Origin of the sequence: Pedobacter rhizosphaerae (assembly GCF_900111155.1) — a bacterium.
Lineage (GTDB): Bacteria > Bacteroidota > Bacteroidia > Sphingobacteriales > Sphingobacteriaceae > Pedobacter > Pedobacter rhizosphaerae.
Genome location: NZ_FOGG01000011.1, coordinates 12,521 through 26,321, shown reverse-complemented (window position 1 = coordinate 26,321; position 13,801 = coordinate 12,521). Strand labels below are relative to the sequence as shown.

Sequence of the window (13,801 nt, the reverse complement as noted above, 5' to 3'; positions counted from 1 at the left end):
GAAGATGCTCACGCTTAAAGCTGCTGATTTAAGCGCAGTGCAAATGCAGGATTACCTGCAATATGCCATTGCGCCCAGACCTATCTGTTTTGCTTCTACAATTGATGCTGAAGGGAATGTTAATTTAAGTCCTTTTAGTTTTTTCAATATGTTTAGCACGAAACCTCCAATCTGCATTTTCTCACCAGCAAGGAGGGTTCGCGATAATACTACCAAGCATACATTAGAAAATGTAAAAGAGGTTAAGGAGTGCGTAATCAATATTGTAAATTACGATATGGTTCAGCAAATGAGCCTGGCCAGTACAGAGTATGCTAAAGGTATAAATGAATTTGAGAAGGCGGGCTTTACCATGTTGAAATCAGAATTGGTAACGCCTCCAAGAGTTGCAGAAGCTCCTGTTCAATTTGAATGTGTAATTAATGATGTGATCTCTTTAGGAGAAAACCATGGTGCCGGTAACTTAATTTTGGCAGAAATAAAACTCATTCACATCAATGAGGCCATCTTAGATGCACAGGGAAAAATTGATCAGCAAAAGATAGATTTAGTAGCCCGCCTGGGTGGCGACTGGTATTGCAGGGTTACCGAAAATAATCTCTTTAAAGTGGCTAAACCCTTGGCCAAACTAGGAATTGGCGTAGATAGTTTACCTAAATCGGTTAGGCTTTCTAAAGTGTTAACAGGTAATGACTTAGGGATGTTAGGGAATATTGAGCATTTGCCAACAGATGAGGAAATTGATCTTGTTCGCACATTACCAGAAGTAAAGGAAGTTTTAGACGCAACCATTGGCGATGCGACTAACAGAGAGCGGGAACTCCATCAACTGGCTCAACAATATTTGTTACAAAACGAGGTTATACTTGCTTTAAAAATTGTTTTGCTCTAAATTTAGGTAAGCCTAATTTCCTTACCATGAATACAATTGTACAGGTAGATCAATACATTGCAAATTCGGCAGAATTTGCAATTCCTATTTTAGACCATCTTAGAAGTCTTGTTCATCGGGCAGATGCCAGAATTGAGGAAAAAATTAAATGGGGAATGCCCTTTTTTGATTTTAAAGGAACAGTCTGCCACATGGCTTCATTCAAAAAGCATTGTGTTTTTGGTTTTTGGAAAGCTTCCATTATGCAAGATGATCTCGGAATTTTTAAAGATAGTGCAGAGGCAATGGGTGGCCTGGGGCAGATAAAATCTTTTGATGATCTTCCAAGTGATGAAGTATTGATCGATTACATTCAACAAGCGATAAAATTGAATGAAGAAGGGGTAAAGCTACCCTCAAAGCCCAAAACAACCGAGAAAAAGGAAATCGCTACTCCACAATATTTTTTAGATGCCCTGCAGGAAGATCCGTCGGCTTTATCAACCTTCCAGAATTTTAGCTATTCGAATAAGAAGGAATATATAGAGTGGCTGGAAGAAGCTAAAACCGAAGCTACAAAACAGAAAAGGTTAGATACCGCCGTAGAATGGATCGCCGAAGGCAAAACCCGTATGTGGAAATACAAAAAGTAAATTAAAGAATAGTGACCGCTTTGATGAAGCGACTTTTGTAATAACCATCTAGTGAAGTGATGGTTACACCATGTGCTTTTCCAGATGAAGCATGAATAAATTTAATCCCATCACCGTCAATAGAATAGATAATTCCGACATGGCCAATTCTTCTTACCCGAGGGTTACTGCCCGTGAAAATAAGTACATCGCCCACTTTGGCGTTGTCTAAGCTCACTTCTTTACCGGTACTGCTAAATTCTACCGATGATCGAGGTACTTTAAAGCCAAAATTACTAAACACGTAGCTCACAAAACCCGAACAATCAAAACCTACTTTTGGATTGCTGGTTGCATAACGATAGGGAATACCGAGCATACTTTTGGCAAAATCTATTAAGCTGGTTGAACTGGTTCCTGAATGATTGGACTTGTCGGCATCTTTAACTTCTTTCGGAAGATTGGCGACCAATTTTTTTATTACCTCCTGATACTGTGCCGGAATAATTGTTTGTGATTTTCCGGTAGTGGTAAATAAAATGAAAAACAAAATCGGGACTATAATTTTCTTCATTGATTCCAAAGATAGAAGAAAAAATATAATCTCATTAAAATGTTGAAAATGAGTTGAAACAAAAAGCCCTGATCACTGATCAGGGCTTTTAACTTATTTTTTGTTGATGGTTAAATTTGCGGGAAAATGCTTTGAGCTTTTTCACCAACCAGGGGAATTGGTTTTTTCTGACCATTAACCGCACCAATAAAGCCTATAATCCAAAGTACAAAAAGTACAAGGTAGAGGGCGTAGAAAATGTAACCGATTGAAACTGATGCAGTGATAACAAGTAAGATGTTGCTTAAAACACCAAGGCCAATGTTAATCAAATGAAGCAACAAGGTTTGTCTCAACTGGTAACTACCCAAATCAGTTTTTTTGTCTTTGTGCATTGCAAAAAAGGCTATTAACCAGCCAATAATGGTGAAATAACTTACAATGCTTGCGGTTTTTCCGTCTTCCGTTGTGGTAGTAAAATTGTTTGTTTCCATAGGTTATTAAATTAGATTTCTATTCACAACAAATAAATAGATAAACTGTTGTAAAAAAGTTAAAATAATTTAAACAAAAGAAAAACTATGGTGTTGTAACCGCAACCGGAAGTATCTTACCATTGAAAAATTTGTGTGCCGTTTTAGCGAAATCAGCAATGTATTTGCCCATTTCAAATGCCATTACAGGGCTTTGGTAGCCTGGAAAAGCAGCTTCAAGCATCTCGGTTTGTGCTGATCCTAATGCCAGGCAATTTACTTTAATTTCCTTATCGGCCAATTCAAAGGCTAAACACTCTGTAAGGGTATGTAATGCCGCTTTACTTGCAGAATAAGCAGATAAGCCCGGAAACTTAACGCTTCCCTGAAAACCGCCCATACTGCCAATATTAACAATATGACTTCCAGCCTTCATCAATGGTAAAACATTTTGAATCATCCTGAAGTGTGAAATCACATTGCTTTGCAGCATTTCTCCCAAATCCATTTCAGTGGTTTCTAAAAAAGGCTTGTTAATTAAAGCTCCTGCATTATTAATCAATATATCAATGTTGCCTAACCTTTCTTGTAAAAATGGAATTAATGCGGCATAATCATCATTCACAATGTCAAATTCTACAGGTAATAGAGTACAGTCAGGGTTAATTCCCCTTGCTATTTCTAGTAATTTACGGAGTTTATCTGCAGACCTCGCAATGGCAACAACCTTATTTTCTTTTTGTAAGCTAAACTCTAAAGCGGTTTCAAATCCAATTCCGCTACTGGCACCGGTAATAATGATATTCATCTAAATATTTTAAAAACTGTAAAGTTAAAGGTTTAAGCTTTATTTTTTATTCCTCAATTAATTGGTTAACCGGATTCTTAATCACATGTAAACCATCGTTAATTAACTTCGTGTGATCTGCTTCCTTGCTGGCTTTAATCTCCAGGTATACTTGTACCTCTTTCTCCAGTTGTTTATTATTCTGCTGGTGATATAAAATTTCCAGTATTTCCAGCGCGCAAAGCCAGTCTCCACGGTGATCAGCCTTAAGCTGCCCGAAAATATTTTCAAGCTCATCTAAATGCTCAGCACTTTTTCTAATTTCCCTAACTTGCTTGTACAGGTTGTGCAGGGCAATAGTTTTGTCGCTATAATGATAATGATGGGTTTTTTCATCACTAATAAGGGTAATTTCTTCGAAAGCATCCTTATCTGCTGCTCCATTATAAACAGAAACTATTTTTAATCCCACGGCCATATCATAAGTTCCCCACTCTGGCTTAAATAAAATGTTGCCCTTGCTTTCTTTTACGGTACAATTATCAAAAACAATCAGGATAATTTTATCTGCTTTCTTAAGAATCTGTTTTACAATTCCATTTACCGATATTCCACTTTCAAAAGTAATATCAACGTTTTTATAAACTATAATTCCTGCGTCGTACAAGTCTTGGTCTGTGTAATCTTCCAGGGCTTTGCTTTGCTTGTTCAATTTGCCCACTGGCGACGAAAAACCATCTTTATGGTAATCTTTCCCATGGCTGCTAAGCTGCTTTCCTTCAAAAGCCAGGGCAGTTGGTCCACTTGTTTTAATAAAAGTTACATCGTCATTCGGTGCCAGGCCTACATCAGTAAACACACCGCTTACCTGCAAACCAGAGCTATAAACTGCGGTAGCAACATTTTTGCAGGCTATCGCTTTCATAATTCCTTCAGCTCCACCACGCCTGAAAGCCATGGTATCGGCAAATTGTTCTAAAACATCAATTAAATTTTGAAAATTGGGCGTTACAAACAATTGTGGTTGTGGCTTGGTAATATCGTATGGATAATTTATTGTATCAATGTTATACCATAATTTTTCCACATCTCTGTTCATACAACTAGCACTTTCTCCAATAGAAGAGAGGAGGCCCGCACCATAAATTTTGGGATCTTCCAGTGTGCCTATAAGACCATACTCTACCGTCCACCAGTGTAAGCGCCCTAATAAAGCCATTTCCGATGGTTCACCCATATTCTCACTAATGTATCTCAGTTCTTTTTCGGCTTTAACAATCTCTGCCTCCGCTGTATCATGGGCTTCTTTTAAGATGGATAGCCTTCTAATGGCCTCATAAAGCTCAAAATCTTTGGCCGAGAACATCGCTTTCGCTCCAATGGAGCCAAAGTAACTGAGGTAATTGTTGTAGTCGGTATCGGCTATAATGGGTGCATGGCCGGCACTTTCGTGTATGATGTCGGGTGCAGGCGTATATTCAATGTGATTAATCTGTCTAATATCGGCGGCAATAACCAATACGCGATAGGCTTGGTATTCCATAAAGGCAGCAGGGGGGATAAAACCATCTACGGTTACTGCACCCCAGCCAATCTTACCCAGGTTATCGTTCATGGTTTGTAAATCGGGGATGTACTCAATACTTAAGCCCGCTCTTTGCAAACCTTTTATGTAGGGGTAGTAGGCTACATTTTTTAGGTAACTATAATTTTGTCGCATTACGTAACGCCACACCGCCTGATCTATAGGCGTATACTTTTCGTAATTTTGGGCAACAATAAATTGCTTTAAATGCTTGGGCAACTTGGCCACCTGCGCATTGTTAAAATCGCTCATGGGTATTATAATAGTTAGTTGGAGGCTAAGTTAGGATGTTGGTTCAATCAAAGCAAGGAGCTTACCGTTATATTTAACAGGACCAGGTAAATAAAGTTTAATAAAGGTTTTAAAATATTCTGAAAAGCAAGGGCAGTGCTTTTCGGTTTCGTTGGGTCCCGCTTTCGCTGCAATCTTTTTGTGAGCATGCACCATTAGAAGAACAAGAAATACAACAAAAAGTATTTTCGCTACAATCGGGTTTATGAACGTAAATTAAGTGCAAATGGGACAGTAAAACGCTTCTCAGTATTAATGTTTATTTTTCTTTCCGAATTTTTTAACACTGAAAGTAAAGTAATGCTGATAGATATAGCTAAATCCTGCAATACTAACCCCGACAATTAATCTGGAGATGGTTGGATAAATATTAAGAATATCGGTAAATCCTTTCATCAACACATAATTTAACAACATATTAATGAGTTGTAGGTTTAAAAAACGAAATAACTGAACCCGTGATTTTACCTCGCTATGCGTAAATATGATGTACTTGTTTAAAATGAAGCTATATGGAATAACCACAGCAAATTCGACGGCCAGTGATATCGAATTACGACTTATAGTAAAGTCTAGATATTTTAAGTCGTTTAAAAATAAATAGTTATAAGCAATATAGAAAATTACCTGCCCTAAAACGAATGTACTGCCACCAGTAGCCAGATACCTGAAATTATGAAGGGAAATATATTTTTTAAAAGGAGGGTAGAAAAAATCTATAAAGGCTAAAATGGCTTTGCGCATTGATTATTCTTGATGTTTGGGCAAAGGTAATTGTTTAAAGCTAAAAAAGCGTCTTGAAATTTAAAGACGCTTTTTTAGCTGATGTAATTTAATGGTTCATGCTTTCCATTGCTTTCTCTAAATTGAGTTCTAAGCCTTTTGCAATCGCTAATCCTAAGCTCATGTCGGCCCTAAACCAATGGCAAAGCTGACGATTGATGATTTCATCTTTCTTTGGCCCTGTAATTCCGCCCATGGCGCTTACAATATTCTTAACGGTATGCTGTTTTGCCTCAAAGTCCATCAAACGATACAAATTTCCCGGTTGGGTGTAATGGTCGTTTTCTCCTTCGGCATTTCTATCGTAATGATCGGCTAATAAAGAATCTAGCGGCCAGGCAGCTTGTTTATAGTGGCTGTCGGCTTCAATATTGTCGAAACTGTTCGGGAAATAATTGGGATTTGCGCCGCCATTTCCATCTACACGCATTAAACCATCCCTTTGATAGTTGTTTACGGCAAACGGACAACGGTTAACCGGAATTTGCTCATAATTTGCCCCTAAGCGATAACGCTGCGCATCTGGGTAAGATAATATTCTGCCCTGCAACATTTTGTCTGGCGAGTAATATATGCCATCCACCACATGTGCTGGAGCAAATGCAGCCTGCTCTACATGTGCAAAATAATTATCTGGATTTTCATTGAGTTCTAATTCTCCAACTTCAATCAGTGGATAATCGCCATGCGGCCAAACCTTTGTTAAATCGAATGGATTAATGTGGTAGGTTTTGGCTTGCTCGAAAGGCATAACCTGTATGTAAAGCGTCCATTTTGGAAATTCTCCGTTTTCAATGGATTCAAACAAATCGCGCTGTGCATGATCGGGATCTTGCGCTTTCATTTGCGCCGCCTCCTCATTGCTGAAGTTTTGTATCCCTTGTTTCGTTTTAAAATGAAACTTTACATAAAAACGTTCCTGCTTATTGTTGTAAAACGAAAAGGTATGACTTCCAAAACCATCCATATGGCGGTAAGAAAATGGCGTTCCTCTATCGCTCATCAAAATTAAAACCTGGTGCAAACTCTCCGGATTTAAGCTCCAAAAATCCCACATCATGGTGGGGCTTTTCATATTGGTTTGAGGATCGCGTTTTTGCGTATGAATAAAATCGCCAAATTTTTTAGGGTCCTTAACAAAGAAAACCGGGGTGTTGTTACCAACCAGGTCCCAATTGCCATCCTCAGTATAAAATTTAACTGCAAATCCTCGGGGATCACGTTCGCTATCTGCAGAACCTTTTTCTCCACCTACGGTTGAAAACCGTAAAAATGTTTTTGTTTGCTTTCCAATTTCAGAGAAAAGTTTTGCTCTGGTATATGGCGTAATATCATGGGTAACCGTAAATGTACCATAAGCACCAGAACCTTTAGCATGTACCACCCGCTCCGGAATACGTTCACGATTAAAGTGAGCCATTTTTTCGTGCAGAATGAAATCTTCAATCAATATCGGTCCGCGGGGTCCGGCAGTTAAGCTATCTTCGTTATTGGCATAGGGAATACCTGAAGCAGTAGTGAGTTTTTTCTTTTCGCTCATATTTAAGGAATAAGTTTTGCGCTGGTAAAATTGGGCTTATAAAGCGGTTAAAACAAACAGTTATTTTCTATTATGGTATCGATATTAGTGATAAGACTGAATGTTTTACCAAATGGTTGAATTTAAGAAATTTTACTGATTCTCGGTGTAAAATATAGGTTGCGAAACAAAATCAATTACCGCACACCAGCTGTAAGATGGATGCGGCTGAATGCTTACGCCAACCGTATTCAATTTATATTTTTGATCAAGGAGGTTAAATCTATGCCCCAAAGAAGGCACTCCACAATCCAGCAAGAGGTGGCACACAATATCAAGACTATTGGAATAGCCAAAATCAATATTTTCACTCATGGCCTTGTTCGGGAAATACCTGGACAGCCTTTTGTTAAATTTATCTCCATTACTACTCTCATGACTTTCTAAATTATTTCGATTAAGATCTGCCGCATGATTTCGGCTTAACAGGCTAAGTCGCTCGTCTGGGTAGAACATCGGAAGATTTTTTACCCCACGTAAATGTTTGAGAAGAGATATATAATAAGGGTTATTACGCGTAATTCGAAGTTCATTATAGTTTCTGTACTTTCTCACCTTGGCGTTGTAAGTATTAAAATAATCTTCTAAAAAAGTGTAATAAAATTTCTCGCCATCCAGGCGGATCAGGTTCATGTATAAAACAATATTCTTTTCCTCATTAGTTAAATAAGAAGCATTGGCCGCGGTATTGGCCTTACGGAATTCTGCATCAGTCCACCTTTGTGCAAACACAGTAAAACAAGAAGATAAGATTATAAAAAACGGGAGGAGAAGCTTAAACATGGGACGATTTTCAAGAATAACGCCAAAGGATACCTTTTTATTTTCGTCGGGTTTAAAATTAGTTAGGAGTTGCGTGTTGTAGGTTAAGTGTTTAACCACTTACCGTTACAGCGCTTTAGCTACATATAAAATTGCAAGTTGCGGGTCGTGCGTTAGATTTTTGGAAAATACCATTCCGGCCTTTGCCCCATAACACTCAACCCGCAACCCAATTACAAAAACATACCACCCGAAGCCTCAATGCGTTGAGCATTGATCCATCTTGCATCTTCCGTGCATAAAAATGCAATTACACCGCCAATATCATCTGGTAAACCTACACGGCCCAGGGCAGTCTGGCTGGCAATAACCTTATTTAAATCTGCATTATCCCGAACCGCGCCACCACTGAAATCCGTTTCAATTGCACCCGGAGCCACAATGTTTGATCTAATGCCTCTTGAACCCAGTTCCTTCGCCTGGTATTTAGTTAAGGTTTCCATTGCACCTTTCATTGAGGCATAAGCGGCATAGCCAGGAAGTGAAAAACGGGCTAATCCGGTAGAAATGTTAATAATAGCCCCACCGTCATTGAGCATGGCAAGCGCTTTTTGGGTTAAAAAGAAAGCACCTTTAAAGTGAATGTTCACCAAATGATCAAATTGTTCTTCAGTAGTTTCGGCAAATGAAGCATGCGCACCAACTCCGGCATTATTAACCAGGAAATCAAACTTGTCTTTGTTAAATACAGATTTTAAGATCGCCTTCAATTCTTCAAAAAAAGAACCAAAGCTTTTAGCATCAGCAACATCTAGCTGCAGGGCTGCAGCATTGGCACCAAGTTTTTTAATTTCCTCAACAGTGTGTTCAGCCTCTTCTTTTTTGGATTGATAGGTTACAATTACATCAATCCCTTTAGCCGCAATTTTAAAGCAGCATTTTTTCCTAATCCCCGGCTTCCACCAGTTACAAGGGCAATTTTATTTTGTGTTTCCATTGTCTTTTAATTTAATAACAAAATTAGACGACAATGGCTAGGAAAAATGGTGAGTAGTTAAGTTAAAATGGTGACAGTTTAAGTTTTATATGGTGACAATTTCCTTTTTTGATGCTAAAGATTGGAAATAGCTTTCTCTATACTGCTTTGGCGTTTGGCCTGAAAAGTGCTTAAAAAACTTGGTAAAATTAGAAGGATCGTAAGTTAGTGTTCTGGCTATTTCTGCAATAGGCATACTTACATTTTGTAGCATTGATTTTGAAATTTCCATTAAACGCTCTTCGAAAAAGTAACAGGGAGAATGGCCTGTAGCAGATTTAATCGTATTGCTTAAGTGAGTAGGATGAACATGTATCAGATCAGCAAAATCTCTAACTTCAAACATTTCTGTGGCTCTTCCCGAAACAATATCATCAAGGTGCTTATCTAATTCCTTTAAAAAGTCAGCAGCAATTTCGTGTTGGCGTGCAAAGAATTTCTGTGGGATTTTCATTGTTGATGGATTGACGTTTAAACAAATATAACCTGGCAACAAATGAATAAGAAATTTGATTGCTGTTTATGACGCTGGCATTATGAACTTTTTGATCGTTTCCTGCAATAAAAAAGCCGCTGATTTAGACAAATCAACGGCCGGTTCTATAAGTTGCTATTTCTTGCTGAAGGGCAAGTCAAAAGTACCATCAGTAACATTTACTGTAGTTTGTATCCTATAATCTTCGTTAGGAGCTTTAAATGAAAATGTTCCTTTTATCTTGCCACCAGCATCACTGGAAACTACTAAAGTCCCTGTTTCTGCTGAAAATGAGCCTGTAGCCGTTTGATCTTTCATATAGGCACCAGTTCCATCATTGGCAAGGTCATATGTGCCGGCTCCTTTATACCCTATAACCGATAGTATTATTCTCTTCTCTCCATTTGCAGTCACAATAGAAAGTAAGTTGCCTACAGGAGAAGCAGTAGATATCCCTTCGCCGGTAAATCCGGTTGTTACCCCATCTATTTTCGCACTTAAGTTATTGGTGCCGCTATTGGTTTCCGGAATTTTTACAGGTACCAGGTTGATGGTAAACTGCCCTTCGGTAATGTTTTTGGTATTTAAACTTACTATATTTTGTCCTTTAAATTCAAAAACACCTTTAATTTGCTTCTCTGTGTAACTGGTAATTTTTACCGATCCGGATGAACTACTTAAATATGCATCTTGCAATCCTGAAGTACCTAAAAGGTAAGTTGCCAGATTTTGATCAGATAAATTATAAGTGCCTGCCCCTTTGAAATCATCAATCATAATGCTGAAACCACTGCTACCCTTATTGCCAATTATTTGAAGTGTTTTTTTTGCTCCCACAACAAAAGTTTGTGCCGATGCAGATGAGCATTGTAATAATACTCCATCAACTTTTCCACTCATAATAGATACATCCCATTCAGGGTGATAATCGATCTTTTTATTACAAGAAGTGGTAAATAAAAGGCATAAAAATGCCATTAGTAAAGATTTTGGCTTATTCATGAGCGCAATAAATGTTTGGTTAGCACGAAGATAAGGAGATTTTTTTACAATAACTTATCCCTTGCTTACAGCAATAATCTGCAATCCCTTTATTAAGCTATTTCTCTACAGGCGGGTAAACGTTTTTGATGTAAACTTTCTTGCTGTAAACTTTTTTTGTGCCCGCACTAAATAGTTTACAAAGAGTGTAAACTATTTTACTGTAAACTTTTTTTATAACCGCGCTAAATAGTTTACAAGATCAAGCGCTTCTAACGAGCATGAGGTTCAGAAAGCTCAAAATCATATAGCTTTCTTACAAATTCCGCTCTTTGATACCAATCATTATGTACCAGCTCTATTTTTTTTACCTCAAAGGTTCCAAAGTCAAAATCTCTATATTTTTCTAGTACCTGAAGAAAGTGGGGTATGTTTTGAAGGGCTTTGCGAAAGCGAACCACTGTAGAATGAGCAGTTTGTATAGTGTAGCGTGTATCAATGCTTTGCTGAAGCGTAGCATTTTTAAAAGTAAACCGAAGTTTGTCTCTGATCTCGTTTAGCGTTTCCGTTAAAAAACCTTGAATTAAAATGCAGGAAGGGGAGGCAGTAATACCTTTAAATTGGATTTTAAAAGCTTCTTGTTTACCAATGGCTACTTTAATTAGTTTGATATAATCGTCAATTAAAATATCGTTAACGTTAAAGCCATCATAACAGGAAATGATAGACATCAGGGTGATATGAATATCTTCGTTGGTGTAGAAATATTGATTCGGATCAATATTTTTAAGTTCGGTTAAAAATGTTTGTATGTTGTTTTTTGTATGTTCATCGGGTCTGATAACCAGGGTAATCCCAAAGCGATTATCTGATTTGGAATCAATTAACTGATCTGTTTCATAGTTTTCTGAAGCAATTTTGGCAACAGAATCAGCGTAAAGTTTATCGTAATGTTCAGTGAGGTTCATTATTTTATTTGGCACAAAAAAGTCGCAGGTTTTGCCTGCGACTATATCCTATATTAATGCTGAACATGATTCAGCGTTATTTTATGATTTAAGCTAATAAAGTTCTCCAGCTTACAGCTTTGCCCACAATGTTACCTAAATCGGCAATGGCAATACGTTCTTGCTCCATGCTGTCGCGATGACGGATGGTTACCGTATTATCCTCTAAACTCTGATGATCTACTGTGATGCAGAAAGGGGTGCCAATGGCATCCTGACGACGATAACGTTTACCAATAGCGTCTTTTTCTTCATAAATACAGTTGAAATCAAATTTCAAAGTATCCATAATTTCACGCGCTTTTTCTGGTAAACCATCTTTCTTGGTTAACGGGAAAACAGCTACTTTGTATGGTGCCAGTGCAGGGTGTAAACGTAATAAAGTACGACTATCCTGTTTTTCTTCAGTGCTTAAATCTTGTTCTTCAAAAGCATTAATCATCGTTAACAAGAACATACGGTCTAAGCCGATTGAGGTTTCAATGACGTAAGGAACATAATTTCCATAAGGTTTGCCTTCTTCGTTTAAATCATTATCGAAATACTGAAGTTTCTTGCCAGAATACTCCTGGTGTTGTGTTAAATCGAAATCTGTACGGCTGTGAATTCCTTCAACTTCTTTAAATCCGAATGGGAATTCAAACTCAATATCTGTTGCAGCATTAGCGTAGTGTGCTAGCTTAACATGATCATGGTAACGATATTTTTCAGGTGAAGTACCTAAAGCCTGGTGCCATTTCAAACGGGCTTCTTTCCAGTATTCAAACCATTTTTTGTCCTCACCTGGGCGAACAAAAAATTGCATTTCCATTTGTTCAAACTCACGCATACGCATAATGAACTGGCGGGCAATTACTTCGTTTCTAAACGCCTTACCAATTTGCGCAATACCAAAAGGAATTTTCATCCTTCCAGATTTTTGAACATTTAAAAAGTTAACGAAAATACCCTGTGCAGTTTCCGGACGAAGATAAACTTCATCACTGCCTTCTGCCATAGCACCAAATTGGGTGCTAAACATCAGGTTAAACTGACGAACATCTGTCCAGTTTGAAGTTTTTGAAATCGGGCAAATTACTTTGTAATCAACAATTAAATCTTTCAGCTGCGCTAAGTTTTCCGATTTAAGTGCAAGATTCATTTCCACTTCAAGTGCTAAACCTTTTTTAACAAATTTCCAGCTTGCTTCTTCAACGAAAGGATATTGGGCTTGATCTAAGGCTTCAGTTTCATTTTTGAAACCAGAAATCCACTTGGCCTGATCTTCATCGCTAAAAGAAAGAATATTTTGTTGGAAAGCCTCAAATTTTGCTCTGTTTTCTGCACTGAAATTGGCTAATTCTGAATATAATTCATCAATCTTATTCTCCAATAACTGGTCGGCACGATAACGTTTCTTAGAATCTTTATTGTCGATCATCGGGTCGTTAAAACCATCTACGTGACCGCTGGCTTTCCAAACTTTAGGGTGCATAAATATAGCAGAATCAATACCTACAATATTTTCATGCATCTGCACCATGGCTTTCCACCAATATGTTTTAATGTTGTTTTTTAATTCGGCACCTAATTGTCCGTAATCGTAAACAGCACTTAAGCCGTCATATATTTCACTGCTTTGGAACACAAATCCGTATTCTTTGGCATGGGATATTACATTTTTAAATTGTTCGTCGTTATTCTTTTGAGCCATAGTGCAGCAAAGATAATTATTTTGAGTTGAAAGACTAGAGGGAAAAATAGCTGGAAAGTACGGGGTAGGAAAGTCGGAGGTCCGGGGTCTGGGGTCGGAAGATGAAGTTGAAAGTGAAAAGTTGAAAGTGAAAAAGTCGGAGGTCCGGGGTCGGGAAGTCAGAAGATGAAGTTGAAAGTGAAAAGTTAAATTCAAGGTTCAAAACCTACTTAGGTGTCTAAGGTGCCTTAGGTGGTGAAAAATAGTCGGAAAGTCCGGGGTCGGAAAGTCGGAGGTCCGAGGTTAGGAAGTCA

Annotated in this window: 13 protein-coding genes and 1 pseudogene; 2 read left to right on the top strand and 12 right to left on the bottom strand. The window is 38.0% G+C overall.

Annotated features, from left to right (window positions below):
- Nucleotides 1-4 precede the first annotated feature (4 nt).
- Both BMX11_RS10675 and BMX11_RS10670 read left to right on the top strand, forming a co-directional pair.
- Nucleotides 5-892 carry a flavin reductase family protein gene (locus BMX11_RS10675; protein WP_090884032.1) on the top strand — a complete coding sequence of 296 codons (888 nt, stop codon included), beginning with the start codon at nucleotides 5-7 and terminating at the stop codon, nucleotides 890-892.
- A 26-nt stretch (nucleotides 893-918) separates the two neighbouring features.
- The gene (locus BMX11_RS10670; RefSeq protein WP_090884030.1) at nucleotides 919-1,524 is read left to right on the top strand and encodes a YdeI/OmpD-associated family protein; all 606 of its coding nucleotides are present in this window, start codon (nucleotides 919-921) and stop codon (nucleotides 1,522-1,524) included.
- A 1-nt stretch (nucleotide 1,525) separates the two neighbouring features.
- Here the strand turns inward: BMX11_RS10670 and BMX11_RS10665 are convergent, their stop codons facing one another.
- From BMX11_RS10665 to BMX11_RS10610, 12 genes and pseudogenes are all read right to left on the bottom strand, one after another.
- Nucleotides 1,526-2,077 carry a C40 family peptidase gene (locus BMX11_RS10665; RefSeq protein WP_090884028.1) on the bottom strand — a complete coding sequence of 184 codons (552 nt, stop codon included), beginning with the start codon at nucleotides 2,075-2,077 and terminating at the stop codon, nucleotides 1,526-1,528.
- Nucleotides 2,078-2,187: 110 nt separating this feature from the next.
- A complete protein-coding gene (locus tag BMX11_RS10660) occupies nucleotides 2,188-2,550 on the bottom strand; it encodes a magnetosome magnetite crystal formation protein family (RefSeq protein ID WP_090884026.1) in 363 nt (120 codons plus the stop codon).
- A gap of 85 nt (nucleotides 2,551-2,635) precedes the next feature.
- Nucleotides 2,636-3,337: an SDR family oxidoreductase gene (locus BMX11_RS10655; protein ID WP_090884024.1), complete on the bottom strand. Its 702-nt coding sequence runs from the start codon at nucleotides 3,335-3,337 to the stop codon at nucleotides 2,636-2,638.
- Nucleotides 3,338-3,383: 46 nt separating this feature from the next.
- On the bottom strand, nucleotides 3,384-5,153 hold the full coding sequence (locus BMX11_RS10650; protein ID WP_245738634.1) for an aromatic amino acid hydroxylase: 1,770 nt from the start codon (nucleotides 5,151-5,153) through the stop codon (nucleotides 3,384-3,386).
- 291 nt (nucleotides 5,154-5,444) lie between these two features.
- Nucleotides 5,445-5,936, bottom strand: coding sequence for a GtrA family protein (locus BMX11_RS10645; protein WP_090884020.1), 492 nt, complete (start codon nucleotides 5,934-5,936; stop codon nucleotides 5,445-5,447).
- An 88-nt stretch (nucleotides 5,937-6,024) separates the two neighbouring features.
- A complete protein-coding gene (locus tag BMX11_RS10640) occupies nucleotides 6,025-7,515 on the bottom strand; it encodes a catalase (protein ID WP_090884018.1) in 1,491 nt (496 codons plus the stop codon).
- Nucleotides 7,516-7,647: 132 nt separating this feature from the next.
- Nucleotides 7,648-8,337, bottom strand: a complete 690-nt coding sequence (locus BMX11_RS10635; protein WP_090884287.1) for a CAP domain-containing protein — start codon at nucleotides 8,335-8,337, stop codon at nucleotides 7,648-7,650.
- A 212-nt stretch (nucleotides 8,338-8,549) separates the two neighbouring features.
- Nucleotides 8,550-9,313, bottom strand: a pseudogene (locus tag BMX11_RS10630) (SDR family oxidoreductase).
- Nucleotides 9,314-9,398: 85 nt separating this feature from the next.
- Nucleotides 9,399-9,806 (bottom strand): helix-turn-helix domain-containing protein, encoded by a 408-nt coding sequence (locus BMX11_RS10625; RefSeq protein ID WP_090884016.1) that lies wholly within the window; start codon nucleotides 9,804-9,806, stop codon nucleotides 9,399-9,401.
- A 156-nt stretch (nucleotides 9,807-9,962) separates the two neighbouring features.
- Nucleotides 9,963-10,805, bottom strand: coding sequence for a DUF6252 domain-containing protein (locus BMX11_RS10620; protein ID WP_139180166.1), 843 nt, complete (start codon nucleotides 10,803-10,805; stop codon nucleotides 9,963-9,965).
- 275 nt (nucleotides 10,806-11,080) lie between these two features.
- On the bottom strand, nucleotides 11,081-11,776 hold the full coding sequence (locus BMX11_RS10615) for a 2'-5' RNA ligase family protein (RefSeq protein ID WP_090884012.1): 696 nt from the start codon (nucleotides 11,774-11,776) through the stop codon (nucleotides 11,081-11,083).
- An 88-nt stretch (nucleotides 11,777-11,864) separates the two neighbouring features.
- Complete coding sequence (locus BMX11_RS10610) at nucleotides 11,865-13,508, bottom strand: glycine--tRNA ligase (RefSeq protein ID WP_090884010.1); 1,644 nt, start codon at nucleotides 13,506-13,508, stop codon at nucleotides 11,865-11,867.
- Nucleotides 13,509-13,801 lie beyond the last annotated feature (293 nt).